We start from the raw sequence: 14,035 nt of genomic DNA, 5'->3' as shown, positions 1-14,035 counted from the left end.
CCGACCACTCGTTGTATGTTTAAACAAAATACTGCCAGCAAAAAGGCTTGTTTTCTATCTCTCGGTGAATAATCTTGTAATTCCAACAACAAAACCGTTTCAGTGAAGCTGTCCTTTGTGCCACAGGCTTCACCCGACTGCCAGAGGTAATACCATGACCCTACGCATCGCCATCAACGGATTCGGCCGCATCGGACGCAACGTCCTGCGCGCACTGTACACGCAGGGCTACCGCCAGGACCTGCAGGTCGTCGCCATCAACGACCTGGGCGACAGCGCGATGAACGCCCACCTGCTCAAGTTCGACAGTGTCCACGGCACCTTCGACGCCACTGTCGAGGCCGACCACGAAAGCCTCACCGTCAATGGCGACCGCATCGCCGTCAGCGCCATCCGCAACCCTGCCGAACTGCCCTGGAAGACCTTGGCCATCGACGTGGTGTTCGAATGCACCGGGCTGTTCACCGAACGCGCCAAGGCCGCCGCGCACCTGAGCGCCGGGGCCGGCAAGGTGATCGTCAGCGCCCCGGCCAAGGGTGTCGACGCCACCGTGGTGTACGGGGTCAACCATGATGTGCTGCGCGCCTCGCACCAGATCATCTCCAACGCCTCGTGCACCACCAACTGCCTGGCGCCGATCGCCCAGGTGCTGCACCGCGAGTTCGGCATCGAGCAAGGCCTGATGACCACCATCCACGCCTACACCAACGACCAGGTGCTCACCGACGTCTACCACGGCGATCCGTACCGCGCCCGCTCGGCCACCCAGTCGATGATCCCGAGCAAGACCGGCGCCGCCGAGGCCGTCGGCCTGGTACTGCCGGAACTGGCCGGCAAGCTCACCGGCATGGCCGTGCGGGTGCCGGTGATCAACGTGTCGCTGGTCGACCTCACCGTCAACCTGCAGCGCGAAACCAGCGCCGAGGAAGTCAACCAGCTGTTCCTCGAGGCCAGCCGCCACTCCCGGGTGCTGGGCTACAACGCCCTGCCGCTGGTGTCGTGCGACTTCAACCACAACCCGCTGTCGTCGATCTTCGACGCCAATCACACCCGCGCCAACGGGCGCATGCTCAAGGTGCTGGCGTGGTACGACAACGAGTGGGGCTTCTCCAACCGCATGCTGGACAACTGCCTGGCGTTGTTCAACGCGCGCTGAGGCAGGGACGAGGCCGTCAGAGGAAACTCTTGTGGGAGCTGGGCTGCTCCCACAAGCTTTACTCATTCATGACATTTCCATGCTTGACCTTGGCTAGTGATGATAAGCATTATCATTCACCCCAAAGCGCCCAGGTTCCCCCGTGAGTCAGTCCCGGTTCAACTCAGTGTTCCTCACCCAGCGTCTCACTTTGCTGCGCACGCTGCAGCGCATGGTGGGCAACCCCAGCACCGCCGAGGACCTGCTGCAGGAAACCTACCTGCGGGTCACCCGCGCCCTGGGCGAGCGCCCGATCGAGCACCTGGAGCCCTTCGTGTTCCAGACCGCCCGCAACCTTGCCCTGGACCACCTGCGCACGCGCCGGGTGCAGGCGCGCACGCTGGTGGACGACGTGCCCGAACAAGTCCTGCATAACGTCGCAGCGCCTGCCGCCAGCAGCGAGGACGCCGCCCACGCCGAGCAACTGCTCAAGCACCTGAGCGTCAGCCTCGGCCAGTTGAGCGAACGCCAGCAACGCATCTTCATCCTCAGCCGCCTGCACGGCGCCAGCTATCTGGAAATCGCCGAGCAGTTGAGCGTCTCGGCCAGCACCGTGCAGAAGGAGCTGAAACTGATCATGGCCATCTGCATGGGCGTGGCCGAACGTCACCAGTGACGCGACCGCTCGCCGCTGGCCTGCGCAAAGCCCTTGCCATGAACAAGGTCTGCACTGATCATGCGCAAAAAATGCCCGATGCAAGGATCCCCCGTGACCGACCACCCCACCCCTCGCCCGACACCTGCCGAGCCTGATGCCCGCGCCCGTGCCCGCGAAGAGGCACTGGACTGGTTGATCCGCCTGCAATGCGCCAGCGAAGACGACACCCGCGCTTTCGAGCACTGGCTGGGCGCCGAGCCGGAAAACGCCGAGGCCTATGTCGAAGCCGAGGCGATGTGGAACGGCGCAGCGCTGCGCCAGGTGGCCGGGCAACTGCAGCACAGGCGCAAACGCTCGGTTGGCGGGCGCCTGCGCAGCCACTGGAAGCCGCTGACTACCGCTGCGGTGCTGCTGGTCGGGCTGTTCACCTTCGGCAACCTTCCGGTGCGCCTGCAGGCCGACCACCTGACTGTGGTCGGCGAGCGCCAGCGCCTGGAGCTGGACCACGGCGCCAAAGTGCTGCTCAACACCAATTCGGCCTTTGCCAGCGACGAGCGCGAAGGCCGCAAGGTTGCCCGCCTGCTGCAGGGCGAGGCGTACTTCCAGGTGTCCAACGCCAGCCAGCCGCCGCTGGAGGTCCAAGCCGGCCCGTTGCGCGCCAGCGTGCGCGACACCGACTTCGCCGTGCGCTACCTCGATGGCGAGGCCCAGGTGCGGGTGCAACGCGGCGATGTCGACCTGCAGGCCGCGAGCGACCAGCGCATCCGCCTGAGCGCCGGCGACAGCATCAGCGTCGGCCCCAAGGGCTTCGGCCAGCGTCAGCGCTCCGACATGAGCAAGGACCTGGCCTGGATCGAAGGCCGCCTGGTGTTCGAGAACTGCCCGCTGAGCCAGGTACTCGCGGAGGTCCGCCGCTACTACCCGGGCTGGATCATCAACCGCAACGCGCACCTGGAGCAGGTCGCGGTCACTGGTAACTATCGCCTCGACCAGCCGCTGGAAACCCTGCGCGCGCTCGCCCATATCACCTCGGCGCAACTGCACGAATACCCTGCCGTGGTCATTTTGAACTGACCCGGCAAGTTTTTTTACGCGATCGCCCTACCTCGCCCGTCTCGTTATAGCCAATACGATTGATTCTCGTTCGAAAACGAGAACAAACACTGCCTATGACTTACGCGCGACAGGGAGCGCTTTCGATGCCCACAGGTCAAACCCGCCCGTCCTCTTCTTCCCGCCGCTGCGGGCAATTGTCCCTGTTGACCTTGGCCCTGCTCGCCAGCGGCGCCTGCAGCCTGCCCGCGCTGGCCGTGGAGCCGACCCAGGCGAGCAGCCCGCGCATGGGCGACTACCGCTTCGCCATTGCCCAGCAACCGCTGGTCGAGGCCATCAATGCCTTCAGCCAGGTCACCGGCTGGCAGGTCGGCTTCAGCGCCGAGCTGGCCGACGGCGTGGCCTCGCCGGGCGTACAGGGCTCGCTGGCCCCGGAAGCGGCGCTGCAACGCCTGCTGCGCGGCACCGGCCTGGGCTACCGCAAGATCGGCAACGGCAACGTGGTGCTCGAACGCCAGGCCGCCGGCAACACCATCGCCCTGCAGCAGGTGACCGTCAGCGCCACCCGCAGCGCCCAGGACGTCAGCCAGGTGCCGAGCACCGTGAGCGTGCAGACCCGCGAGCAGCTGGACCGGCAGAACGTCAACGACATCAAGGAGCTGGTGCGCTATGAGCCGGGTGTTTCCGTCGGTGGCGTCGGTCAGCGCAGCGGCCTGAATGGTTACAACATTCGCGGCATCGACGGTGAACGTATCCTGACCCAGGTCGACGGCGTGTCGATCCCCGACAGTTTCTTCTATGGCCCCTACGCCCAGACCCAGCGCAACTATGTCGACCCGGAAATCGTCAAGCGCGTCGAGATCCTCCGCGGCCCGGCCTCGGTGCTGTATGGCAGTAATGCCATCGGCGGCGCGGTGAGTTACTACACCCTCGATCCCGAGGACATCATCAAGCCAGGCAAGGATGTCGGCGCCCGTCTGAAGACCGGCTACAGCTCAGCCGATGAAAGCTGGCTGAACTCGGCCACCGTCGCCGGTCGCCAGGGCGATTTCGATGGCCTGCTGCACCTGAGCCAACGCAACGGTCATGAAACCGAATCGTATGGCGAACACGGCGGCACTGGCCTGAACCGCAGCAAGGCCAACCCGGAGGACGTGCGCACCACCAACGTCCTGGCCAAGCTTGGCTGGAACTACGCCGACGATGCCCGCTTCGGATTCACCTACGAGCACTACAAGGACGACCGCGACCAGAACATCCTCAGCGCTGTCGGGGGCCCCTTCATTCCGGGACGCGGTGCCTCGAACATGTATCGGATGCGCCAGGGCGACGACACCGTTACCCGCGAGCGCTTTGGCATCAACCATGAATTCGGCCTCGAAAGCCTGGTCGCCGACCACGTGAAATGGAGCCTGAACTACCAGATCGCCAAGACCGACCAACGCACCGACGAGCTCTATTTCGCCAGTGGCCGCCAGGTGTTTCGCGATCGCCAGACCACCTACAAGGACCGCCAGTGGGTATTCGACGCCCAGCTGGACAAGGCTTTCAGCGTGGGAGCCACCGACCACCTGCTGACCTACGGCACGACGCTCAAGCATGAAAAGATCACCGGTTCACGCAGTGGTACCGGCACCTGCCTCAACGTCGGCGGCAGCTGTACGGCGATCGGCCAGAACAGCCCCGGCGACGGCCAGGTACGGGTCAGCGACTTCCCCGACCCGACGGTTAACACCTACAGCCTGTTCGCCCAGGACGAAATCCGCTGGAACAACTGGACCTTCCTGCCGGGTGCGCGGTACGACTACACCCGCATGGAACCGAAGATGACCAGCGAATTCCTGCGTGGGGTGCAAGGCAGTGGGGCGGCACCAGGGGCCATCGACGACGCCGACAAGAAGTGGCACCGCGTTTCGCCAAAGTTCGGCGTGACCTATGCCTTCAACGACAACTACACCTGGTACGGCCAGTACGCCGAAGGCTTCCGCACCCCGACCGCCAAGGCCATGTTCGGCCGCTTCGACAACCCGACCCTGGGCTACAGTGTCAAGCCCAACCCGGACCTCGAGCCGGAGAAGAGCAAAAGCTACGAAACCGGCCTGCGCGGCAACTTCGAGGCCGGCAACTTCGATGTGGCGGTGTTCTACAACAAGTATCGCGACTTCATCAATGAAGACGCCGTGCAGTCGGCCAACCTCGGCTCGACCTTCCAGGCCAACAACATCAAGCACGCCACTATCAAGGGCGCAGAGTTCAAGGGCCGCCTGAACCTCGACCACTTGGGTGCCGCACCGGGCCTGTATACCCAAGGCTCCGTGGCCTACGCGCGTGGTCGCAACGACGATAATGGTCAGCCGCTGAACAGCGTCAACCCGCTGACCGCAGTCCTCGGCCTGGGCTACGAGCAACAGAACTATGGGGGCCTGCTGAGCTGGACACTGGTCAAGCGCAAGGACCGGGTTGACGATTCCACCTTCTTCGCCCCCGATGGCGCCAGCAAACAGTTCCGCACGCCTGGCTACGGCGTGCTGGACCTGACCGGATACTACAAGGTGACGGACGACATCACCGTCAACGCAGGCCTCTACAACCTGACCGACAAGAAGTACTGGCAGTGGGATGACGTACGTGGCTACGACGCGCTTGGCGAAGCGGGAGTGACCCAGCCGGCCAACCTCGATCGCCTGACCGCCCCGGGCCGCAACTTCGCCATCAACCTGGTGTGGGACATCTGACGGGCTGGCCCCGCGATGCGTTGCGCCCCGTGAGAATGATTTCACTTCGCAGGTGAGGTTTTTTTACTGTTCCGCGTCTTCTCTTTCGTCTTGTCACTAGACAGCCCCATTTTCCAAGGATGCCCCCATGACCGCCCCTTCCACCGAACGCGCCGCTCTGCGCTCCCAACGCCTGAACCAGGTCACCCACGCCCCGCATACCGAGCTGGACGCCCTGGTCAAGTCGCACAAGCCGTTCGACAGCCGCGAAAGCTTCGCCCGTTTCGTGGTCGCCCAGTACCTGTTCCAGTCCGAGCTGCAGGCGCTGTACACCGACCCGCAACTGATCGCCATCGTCCCGGACCTGGCCGAGCGCTGCCGTGCCGAGCAGGCCCGCCTGGACCTGGCCGACCTCGACACCGATGTCCCCGCGCCCTTCGCCGGCGCCCTGGGCAAGCCAAGCCTGGGCGAGGCCCTGGGCTGGATCTTCGTCTCCGAAGGCTCCAAACTGGGCGCCGCGTTCCTGATCAAGCGTGCCGTAGCCCTGGAGCTGTCCGAAACCTTTGGTGCCCGTCACCTGGGCGAACCGGCCGGCGGCCGTGCCGAAGGCTGGAAGCAGTTCACCCGCATCCTCGACAGCCTGGAACTGTCGCCCGAGGAAGACGCCGCCGCCGAACGTGGCGCGGTCGCTGCCTTCGAGCGCTTCACCGAGCTGCTCAAGCATGCCTATGCCGCCGACGCGGCGCTGGCCTGACACGCTTTACCCGGCCGCCTGCGGGCGGCCGCACCGTTGCAGTGAGACCATGACCCGAATCGCCCGCTCCAAAGTATCCCGCCTGCTGTATGCGATCCTGGCCTATGTGAGCTTGGGGATCGGCCTGGTCGCCATCGTCATCCCCGGGCTGCCGACCACCGAGTTCATCCTCCTCGCCGCCTGGGCCGCCACCCGCAGCTCGCCACGCCTGTCCGCGTGGCTGGAGAACCACCGGTTGTTCGGGCCGATCCTCTACAACTGGCGCAACGGCAAGGTGATCCAGCGCCGCGCCAAGGTCAGCGCAACGATCAGCATGCTGCTCTGCGCCGGGCTGATGCTGACCGTCCTCGAACACCACTGGCCGGTGTTTCTCGCCATCACCGGCATGGCCCTGGGCAACCTGTGGATCTGGTCACGCCCCGAGCGCCCGACCCCGGCGGGCTCGGTCTCTCGAACCCAGGCTTGAACACAGCACTCTGCTAAAGGCTCAACAAGCCCGAATACAGGGCATACGCCGCCAGCCCCGCCCCCGCCAGCACCGCCGCGAAGATCAGCTTCTCCCAACGGGTGAACAGCACCTGACCCTGCTCGCGCTTGGCCTGGGCGAACAGGATCACCCCCGGCGCATACAGCAGCGCCGACAGCAACACGTACTTGAGCCCGCCGGCATACAGCAGCCACACCGCGTACAACAGCGCAATCAGCGCCACCAGCAGGTCCTTGCGCCGCAGCCCCGCCTGCCCCTGGTAGCTCTCGCCACGTACGGTCAACAACACCGCATAGGCCGCCGACCAGAAGTATGGCACCAGGATCATCGACGAGGCCAGGTAGATCAGGCTGGTGTAGGTCCCGGCCGAGAACAGGGTGATCAGCAGGAAACCCTGGATCATCACATTGGTCAGCCACAGCGCGTTGGCCGGCACATGGTTGGCGTTTTCCTGTGCCAGGAACTGCGGCATGGTCTTGTCACGGGCCGTGGCGAACAGAATCTCGGCACACAGCAGCGCCCACGACAGCAATGCCCCCAGTAGCGACACCGCCAGGCCGATACTGATCAGCAACGCGCCCCAGGGCCCGACGATATGCTCCAGCACCGAGGCCAGCGACGGATTCTGCAACCCGGCCAGCTCCGGCTGGGTCATCACCCCCAGCGACAGCACGTTGACCAGCACCAGCAGCGCCAGCACGCCGAGAAATCCGATCACCGTCGCCTTGCCCACATCCGAACGGTGCAGCGCGCGCCCCGAATAGACACTCGCCCCCTCGATGCCGATGAACACGAACACGGTGACCAGCATCATGTTGCGCACCTGGTCCATCACGCTGCCGAACTGCGGGTTGCTCAAGCCCCAGATGTCCCGGGTGAAGATATCGGCACGGAAGGCAACGGCGGCAATGACGATGAAGATCAACAACGGCACCACCTTGGCCACGGTGGTCACCTGGTTGATGAACGCCGCCTCCTTGATGCCGCGCAACACCAGGAAGTGCACGGCCCACAGCAGCAAGGAGGCACAACCGATGGCCACCGGGGTGTTGCCCTGGCCGAACACCGGGAAGTAGAAGCCCAAGGTGCTGAACAGCAGCACGAAATAACCGACGTTGCCCAGCCAGGCACTGATCCAGTAGCCCCAGGCCGAGGAAAAGCCCATGTAGTCGCCGAACCCAGCCTTGGCGTAGGCATACACGCCTGAGTCCAGCTCGGGCTTGCGGTTGGCCAGGCTCTGGAACACGAAGGCCAGCGCCAGCATGCCCACTGCGGTGATGCCCCAGCCGATCAGCACCGCACCGACGTCGGCGCGGGCCGCCATGTTCTGCGGCAACGAGAAGATCCCGCCGCCAATCATCGATCCGACCACCAGCGCGATCAGCGCGCCAAGGCGCAGCTTCTGTCCCGGTTCGCTCATGGGGCTCCTCGTGCGCGCGTGCGCGTAAACGTATTAACCAACATAAATGTTACAAGTTTTTTATTGGATCGAGCCATTAAACCTATAGCACTCATAACCGGAATGTCTATAGACGGTCACTGTTAAAAACGACAGTTGCGAAGTATCTCGCTACTCACCTAAACCCGTCGCTATTTACCGTGAAAAATTTGCGAAAACCCTAAAAGAGACTAACTTCTCATTTCGCAGGCGAAACGGAGCGTTTGCTCTAGAAGGACATGGAGGTGCCAGCGCACAAGGCCTGCGGCAAAGCTGTCGGCATCCTCCAGGAGGCGCATGAAGGATTTTTCTTACCTTCATGCTGGCATGAACTGATCTAAGTCAGCGAATGATCCAGGCGTCAGATTTATTCTGAGGTCAACTTTCTCCTGGTACGGAGTCGTTAAATGTCTGATTCTCCCGGAAAACTAAAACTGGGTGCGCTTGTTGCACTTGTCGTCGGCTCGATGATCGGCGGCGGGATCTTCTCGTTGCCACAAAACATGGCCGCCAGCGCAGGCGTCGGCGCCGTGCTGATCGGCTGGGCCATCACTGCGGTGGGCATGCTCACCCTCGCCTTCGTGTTCCAGACCCTGGCCAACCGCAAACCCGATCTGGACGGCGGCGTGTACGCCTACGCCAAGGCCGGGTTCGGCGACTACATGGGCTTCTCTTCAGCCTGGGGCTACTGGATCAGTGCCTGGCTGGGCAACGTCGGTTATTTCGTGCTGTTGTTCAGTACCTTGGGGTACTTCTTCCCCGTGTTCGGCGAGGGCAACACCCCGGCAGCGGTGATCGGCGCCTCGGTGCTGCTGTGGGCCGTGCACTTCCTGGTGCTGCGTGGCATCAAGGAAGCGGCGTTCATCAACCTGGTCACCACCGTGGCCAAGGTCGTGCCGCTGGCGCTGTTCGCGCTGATCTGCCTGTTCGCCTTCAAGCTTGATGTGTTCACCGCCGACATCTGGGCGCTCGGCACGCCGGAGCTGGGCGGCGTGATGGACCAGGTGCGCAACATGATGCTGGTCACCGTGTGGGTGTTCATCGGCATCGAGGGCGCGAGCATCTTCTCTTCCCGTGCGGAAAAACGCTCCGATGTGGGCAAGGCCACGGTCATCGGCTTCGTCACCGTGCTGCTGTTCCTGGTGCTGGTCAACGTGCTGTCGCTGGGCGTGATGACCCAGCCGGAACTGGCCAAGCTGCAGAACCCATCGATGGCCGCCGTGCTTGAACACGTGGTGGGCCACTGGGGCGCGGTGCTGATCAGCGTCGGCCTGATCATCTCGCTGCTGGGCGCCCTGCTGTCGTGGGTGCTGCTGTGCGCCGAGATCATGTTCGCCGCGGCCAAGGACCACACCATGCCGGAGTTCCTGCGCCGCGAGAACGCCAACCATGTGCCGGCCAACGCCCTGTGGCTGACCAACGCCATGGTGCAGATCTTCCTGGTCATCACCCTGTTCTCCAACAGCACCTACCTGTCGCTGATCTACCTCGCCACCTCGATGATCCTGGTGCCCTACCTCTGGTCGGCGGCCTACGCCTTCCTGCTGGCCTGGCGCAACGAGACCTACGAACAGGCCCTGGCCGAGCGCAAGAAAGACCTGATCATCGGCGGCATCGCCCTGCTGTATGCCATCTGGCTGCTCTACGCCGGCGGTGTGAAATACCTGCTGCTCTCGGCCCTGCTCTATGCCCCTGGCGCAATCCTGTTCGCCAAGGCCAAGCGCGAGGTCGGCCAACCGATCTTCACCAGCGTCGAGAAACTGATCTTCGCCGCCGTGGTGGTGGGCGCCCTGGTGGCGGCCTACGGGCTCTACGACGGCTTCCTGACTCTCTGAACCCCACGACTTTGCTTTACAGGAGGATTCACCATGTCCACTGAGAAACAGAAATACGGCGTCCATTCCGAAGCCGGCAAACTGCGCAAAGTGATGGTCTGCAGCCCGGGCCTGGCGCACCAGCGCCTGACCCCGAGCAACTGCGACGAGCTGCTGTTCGACGACGTCATCTGGGTCAACCAGGCCAAGCGCGACCACTTCGACTTCGTCACCAAGATGCGCGAGCGCGGCATCGAAGTGCTGGAAATGCACAACCTGCTGACCGAGACCATCCAGAATCCCGAGGCACTGAAGTGGATTCTCGACCGCAAGATCACCGACGACACGGTTGGCATCGGCCTGAAAAACGAAGTGCGCAGCTGGCTCGAAGGCCTCGAGCCGCGCAAGCTGGCCGAGTTCCTGATCGGCGGCGTGGCAGGTGAGGACCTGCCCGAAAGCGAAGGCGCGAGCGTGATCAAGATGTATCGCGACTACCTCGGCCACTCCAGCTTCCTGCTCGATCCACTGCCCAATACCCAGTTCACCCGTGACACCACCTGCTGGATCTACGGCGGCGTCACACTCAACCCCATGTACTGGCCGGCCCGACGCCAAGAGACCCTGCTGGCCAGCGCCATCTACAAGTTCCACCCCGAATTCACCAATGCCGACTTTGAAGTCTGGTACGGCGACCCGGACAAGGACCACGGCAAAGCTACCCTTGAAGGCGGCGATGTGATGCCGATCGGCAATGGTGTGGTGCTGATCGGCATGGGTGAGCGCAGCTCGCGTCAGGCCATCGGCCAACTGGCGCAATCGCTGTTCGCCAAAGGGGCGGTGGAGAAGGTGGTGGTCGCCGGGCTGCCGAAATCCCGTGCCGCCATGCACCTGGACACCGTGTTCAGCTTCTGCGACCGCGACCTGGTCACCGTCTTCCCGGAAGTGGTCAAGGAAATCGTGCCCTTCGTGATCCGTCCGGACAGCAGCAAGCCTTACGGCATGGATGTGCGTCGCGAGAACAAGTCGTTCATCGAGGTGGTGGCCGAATCGCTCAACCTCAAGAAGCTGCGCGTGGTCGAAACCGGCGGCAACAGCTTCGCCGCCGAGCGCGAACAATGGGATGACGGCAACAACGTGGTGGCCGTGGAGCCCGGCGTGGTCATCGGCTACGACCGCAACACCTACACCAACACCCTGCTGCGCAAGGCCGGGATCGAGGTCATCACCATCAGCGCCGGCGAACTGGGCCGGGGCCGCGGCGGCGGCCACTGCATGACCTGCCCGATCGTGCGCGACCCTATCGACTACTAACGCCCATTGCACCCGGCCGCATCCAACAGACAGCGGCCGGGCATACCTCACCGAATCCAAGGAGAACCGTCATGGCGTTCAACATCCATAACCGCAACCTGCTCAGCCTCGAACATCACACCACCCGCGAGCTGCGCTATTTGCTGGACCTGTCCCGCGACCTCAAGCGCGCCAAGTACACCGGCACCGAGCAGCAGCACCTGAAGGGCAACAACATCGCCCTGATCTTCGAGAAGACCTCGACCCGCACCCGCTGCGCCTTCGAAGTCGCCGCCTATGACCAAGGCGCCAACGTCACCTACATCGACCCCAACTCCTCGCAGATCGGCCACAAGGAAAGCATGAAGGACACCGCCCGCGTGCTCGGGCGCATGTACGACGCCATCGAGTACCGCGGTTTCAAGCAGGAAATCGTCGAGGAACTGGCCAAGTTCGCCGGTGTGCCGGTATTCAACGGCCTGACCGACGAGTATCACCCGACCCAGATGATCGCCGACGTGCTGACCATGCGCGAGAACAGCGACAAGCCGCTACACGACATCAGCTACGCCTACCTGGGCGATGCCCGCAACAACATGGGCAACTCGCTGCTGCTGATCGGCGCCAAGCTCGGCATGGACGTGCGCATCGCCGCGCCCAAAGCCCTGTGGCCGCATGACGACCTGGTCGAGCGGTGCAAAAAGTACGCAGAAGAAAGCGGCGCGCGCATCACCCTGACCGAAGACCCGAAAGCCGCGGTCAAGGGCGTGGACTTCGTCCACACCGACGTGTGGGTATCGATGGGCGAGCCGGTCGAAGCCTGGGGCGAACGTATCCAGCAACTGCTGCCCTACCAGGTGAACAAGGAGCTGATGAAATCCACCGGCAACCCGCGCACCAAGTTCATGCACTGCCTGCCGGCGTTCCACAACTCCGACACCAAGGTCGGCAAGCAGATCGCCGAACAGTACCCGCACCTGGCCAACGGCATCGAAGTGACCGATGACGTGTTCGAGTCGCCGGCGTGCATCGCCTTTGAGCAGGCGGAAAACCGCATGCATACGATCAAGGCGATCCTGGTGTCGACCCTGGCTGATCTGTAACCCCTGACCCGGGGCTTTGTGGGAGCAGCGGTGCGCCGCTGCGACTTGCCCCGCGATAGCGCCAGCCGTACCGACGCCATCGCGGGGCAAGCCCGCTCCCACGGGCCCGCCCCACAGTCTCTCTGAAGGACATTCCCCATGCGTATCGTTGTTGCATTGGGCGGCAACGCCCTGCTGCGCCGCGGCGAACCGATGACCGCCGACAACCAGCGCGCCAATATCCGCACCGCCACCGAGCAGATCGCCAAGATCCACCCCGGCAACGAACTGGTCATCGCCCACGGCAACGGCCCGCAGGTAGGTCTGCTGGCCCTGCAGGGGCTGTCGTACAAGGCAGATGAAGCCTATCCGCTGGACGTGCTCGGCGCCGAGACCGAGGGCATGATCGGCTACATGATCGAACAGGAGCTGGGCAACCTGCTGGATTTCGAGGTGCCGTTCGCCACCCTGCTGACGCAGGTCGAAGTGGACGCCAACGACCCGGCGTTCAAGGACCCGACCAAGTTCATCGGCCCGGTCTATGCCAAGGACGAGGCCGAGCGCCTGGCCAAGGAAAAAGGCTGGGTGGTCAAGCCCGACGGCGACAAGTACCGCCGCGTGGTGGCCAGCCCGAAACCCAAGCGCATCTTCGAGATCCGCCCGATCAAATGGCTGCTGGAAAAAAGCAGCATCGTGATCTGCGCCGGCGGCGGTGGCATCCCCACCATGTACGACGAAAACCGCAAGCTCAAGGGCATCGAGGCAGTGATCGACAAGGACCTCTGCTCTGCCCTGCTGGCCGAGCAACTGGAAGCGGACCTGCTGATCATCGCCACCGACGTCGACGCCGCGTACATTGACTTCGGCAAGCCGACGAAGAAGGCCATCGCCCAGGCCCACCCGGACGAGCTCGAGAAGCTGGGCTTTGCCGCAGGCTCCATGGGGCCGAAGGTCCAGGCTGCCTGCGATTTCGCCCGCAACACCGGCAAAGTCGCGGTGATCAGCTCGCTGGAGAACATCGAGGAGATCGTCAAAGGCACAGCCGGTACCCGCGTTTCCACCGCCAAGCCGGGAATCAGCTACCGTTGAACGCAGTTGGCCGATGCCTGGCACCGGCCGTTTTCAACCTTCCGGAGGACCTCCGCCATGGCCCAGTTCCAACCCGGTCACGTGCATATCGAGCGCACCGCGCTGAACAACGCCGACCACAGCTACGACCTGAACATCAACTACGAAGTGGCCCAGGATCCCAAGGAAGGGAGAGGTATCGCGTTCCGTCTGCATGGCAGCATCGAAGGCAAGACGGTGGACGAGAAGTTCTTCCTGCCCAGGGACCAAGTGCTGCCGAGCTTCCTGAGCGTCACCACGCGCAAGGCGCAGGCTTACCTGGCTCCACCGAAGAAATTCGAAACCCTTGGCTCACCGCACAAGCTTTACGACGCGATGTTCGAAGACATTCGTATCAAACTGGACGTGAAATCGGGCGACCCGATCAAGCCTGAGCATCTGGAGTAGAACCCATCGCGGGGCAAGCCCGCTCCCACGCCTAATGGCATGTCGTGGGAGCGGGCTTGCCCCGCGATTGGGATTAGAGGCATTCCCAAGGCATA

At 63.4% G+C, this 14,035-nt stretch carries 12 protein-coding genes; 11 read left to right on the top strand and 1 reads right to left on the bottom strand.

What is annotated here, in order from left to right:
* Positions 1-154: 154 nt before the first annotated feature.
* The 6 genes from gap (at position 155) to ABZO33_RS18610 (ending at position 6,780) form a co-directional block, all read left to right on the top strand.
* Entirely contained in the window at positions 155-1,156 is a 1,002-nt protein-coding gene (gap, locus tag ABZO33_RS18635; protein ID WP_414537205.1) for a type I glyceraldehyde-3-phosphate dehydrogenase, read from the top strand.
* Between the two features lie 142 nt (positions 1,157-1,298).
* Positions 1,299-1,811 (top strand): RNA polymerase sigma factor, encoded by a 513-nt coding sequence (locus ABZO33_RS18630; RefSeq protein ID WP_414537204.1) that lies wholly within the window; start codon positions 1,299-1,301, stop codon positions 1,809-1,811.
* Between the two features lie 93 nt (positions 1,812-1,904).
* Positions 1,905-2,867 (top strand): FecR family protein, encoded by a 963-nt coding sequence (locus tag ABZO33_RS18625; protein ID WP_414537203.1) that lies wholly within the window; start codon positions 1,905-1,907, stop codon positions 2,865-2,867.
* 125 nt (positions 2,868-2,992) lie between these two features.
* Positions 2,993-5,581, top strand: coding sequence for a TonB-dependent receptor (locus tag ABZO33_RS18620; RefSeq protein ID WP_414537202.1), 2,589 nt, complete (start codon positions 2,993-2,995; stop codon positions 5,579-5,581).
* Between the two features lie 127 nt (positions 5,582-5,708).
* The gene (locus tag ABZO33_RS18615; RefSeq protein ID WP_414537201.1) at positions 5,709-6,314 is read left to right on the top strand and encodes a biliverdin-producing heme oxygenase; all 606 of its coding nucleotides are present in this window, start codon (positions 5,709-5,711) and stop codon (positions 6,312-6,314) included.
* A 49-nt stretch (positions 6,315-6,363) separates the two neighbouring features.
* Positions 6,364-6,780 carry a YbaN family protein gene (locus ABZO33_RS18610; RefSeq protein ID WP_414537200.1) on the top strand — a complete coding sequence of 139 codons (417 nt, stop codon included), beginning with the start codon at positions 6,364-6,366 and terminating at the stop codon, positions 6,778-6,780.
* A gap of 13 nt (positions 6,781-6,793) precedes the next feature.
* Here ABZO33_RS18610 and arcD (ABZO33_RS18605) read toward each other — a convergent pair whose 3' ends face one another.
* On the bottom strand, positions 6,794-8,221 hold the full coding sequence (gene arcD / locus ABZO33_RS18605; protein ID WP_414537199.1) for an arginine-ornithine antiporter: 1,428 nt from the start codon (positions 8,219-8,221) through the stop codon (positions 6,794-6,796).
* Positions 8,222-8,646: 425 nt separating this feature from the next.
* On the opposite strand from arcD (ABZO33_RS18605), the gene arcD (ABZO33_RS18600) reads away from it, so the two are divergent.
* The 5 genes from arcD (ABZO33_RS18600) (at position 8,647) to ABZO33_RS18580 (ending at position 13,940) form a co-directional block, all read left to right on the top strand.
* Positions 8,647-10,074: an arginine-ornithine antiporter gene (arcD, locus tag ABZO33_RS18600; protein WP_414537198.1), complete on the top strand. Its 1,428-nt coding sequence runs from the start codon at positions 8,647-8,649 to the stop codon at positions 10,072-10,074.
* A gap of 33 nt (positions 10,075-10,107) precedes the next feature.
* Positions 10,108-11,364, top strand: coding sequence for an arginine deiminase (gene arcA / locus ABZO33_RS18595; protein WP_414537197.1), 1,257 nt, complete (start codon positions 10,108-10,110; stop codon positions 11,362-11,364).
* A gap of 71 nt (positions 11,365-11,435) precedes the next feature.
* Positions 11,436-12,446 carry an ornithine carbamoyltransferase gene (locus ABZO33_RS18590; protein WP_046854307.1) on the top strand — a complete coding sequence of 337 codons (1,011 nt, stop codon included), beginning with the start codon at positions 11,436-11,438 and terminating at the stop codon, positions 12,444-12,446.
* 138 nt (positions 12,447-12,584) lie between these two features.
* Entirely contained in the window at positions 12,585-13,514 is a 930-nt protein-coding gene (gene arcC, locus ABZO33_RS18585) for a carbamate kinase (protein ID WP_414537196.1), read from the top strand.
* Between the two features lie 57 nt (positions 13,515-13,571).
* Positions 13,572-13,940 carry a DUF5064 family protein gene (locus tag ABZO33_RS18580; protein ID WP_414537195.1) on the top strand — a complete coding sequence of 123 codons (369 nt, stop codon included), beginning with the start codon at positions 13,572-13,574 and terminating at the stop codon, positions 13,938-13,940.
* Positions 13,941-14,035 lie beyond the last annotated feature (95 nt).

The sequence above is a fragment of the Pseudomonas sp. CAM1A genome (genome assembly GCF_047501685.1).
Taxonomy (GTDB): Bacteria; Pseudomonadota; Gammaproteobacteria; order Pseudomonadales; family Pseudomonadaceae; genus Aquipseudomonas.
Note: the sequence above shows the minus strand (reverse complement) of the source record. Positions and strands in the feature narration are given on the sequence as shown.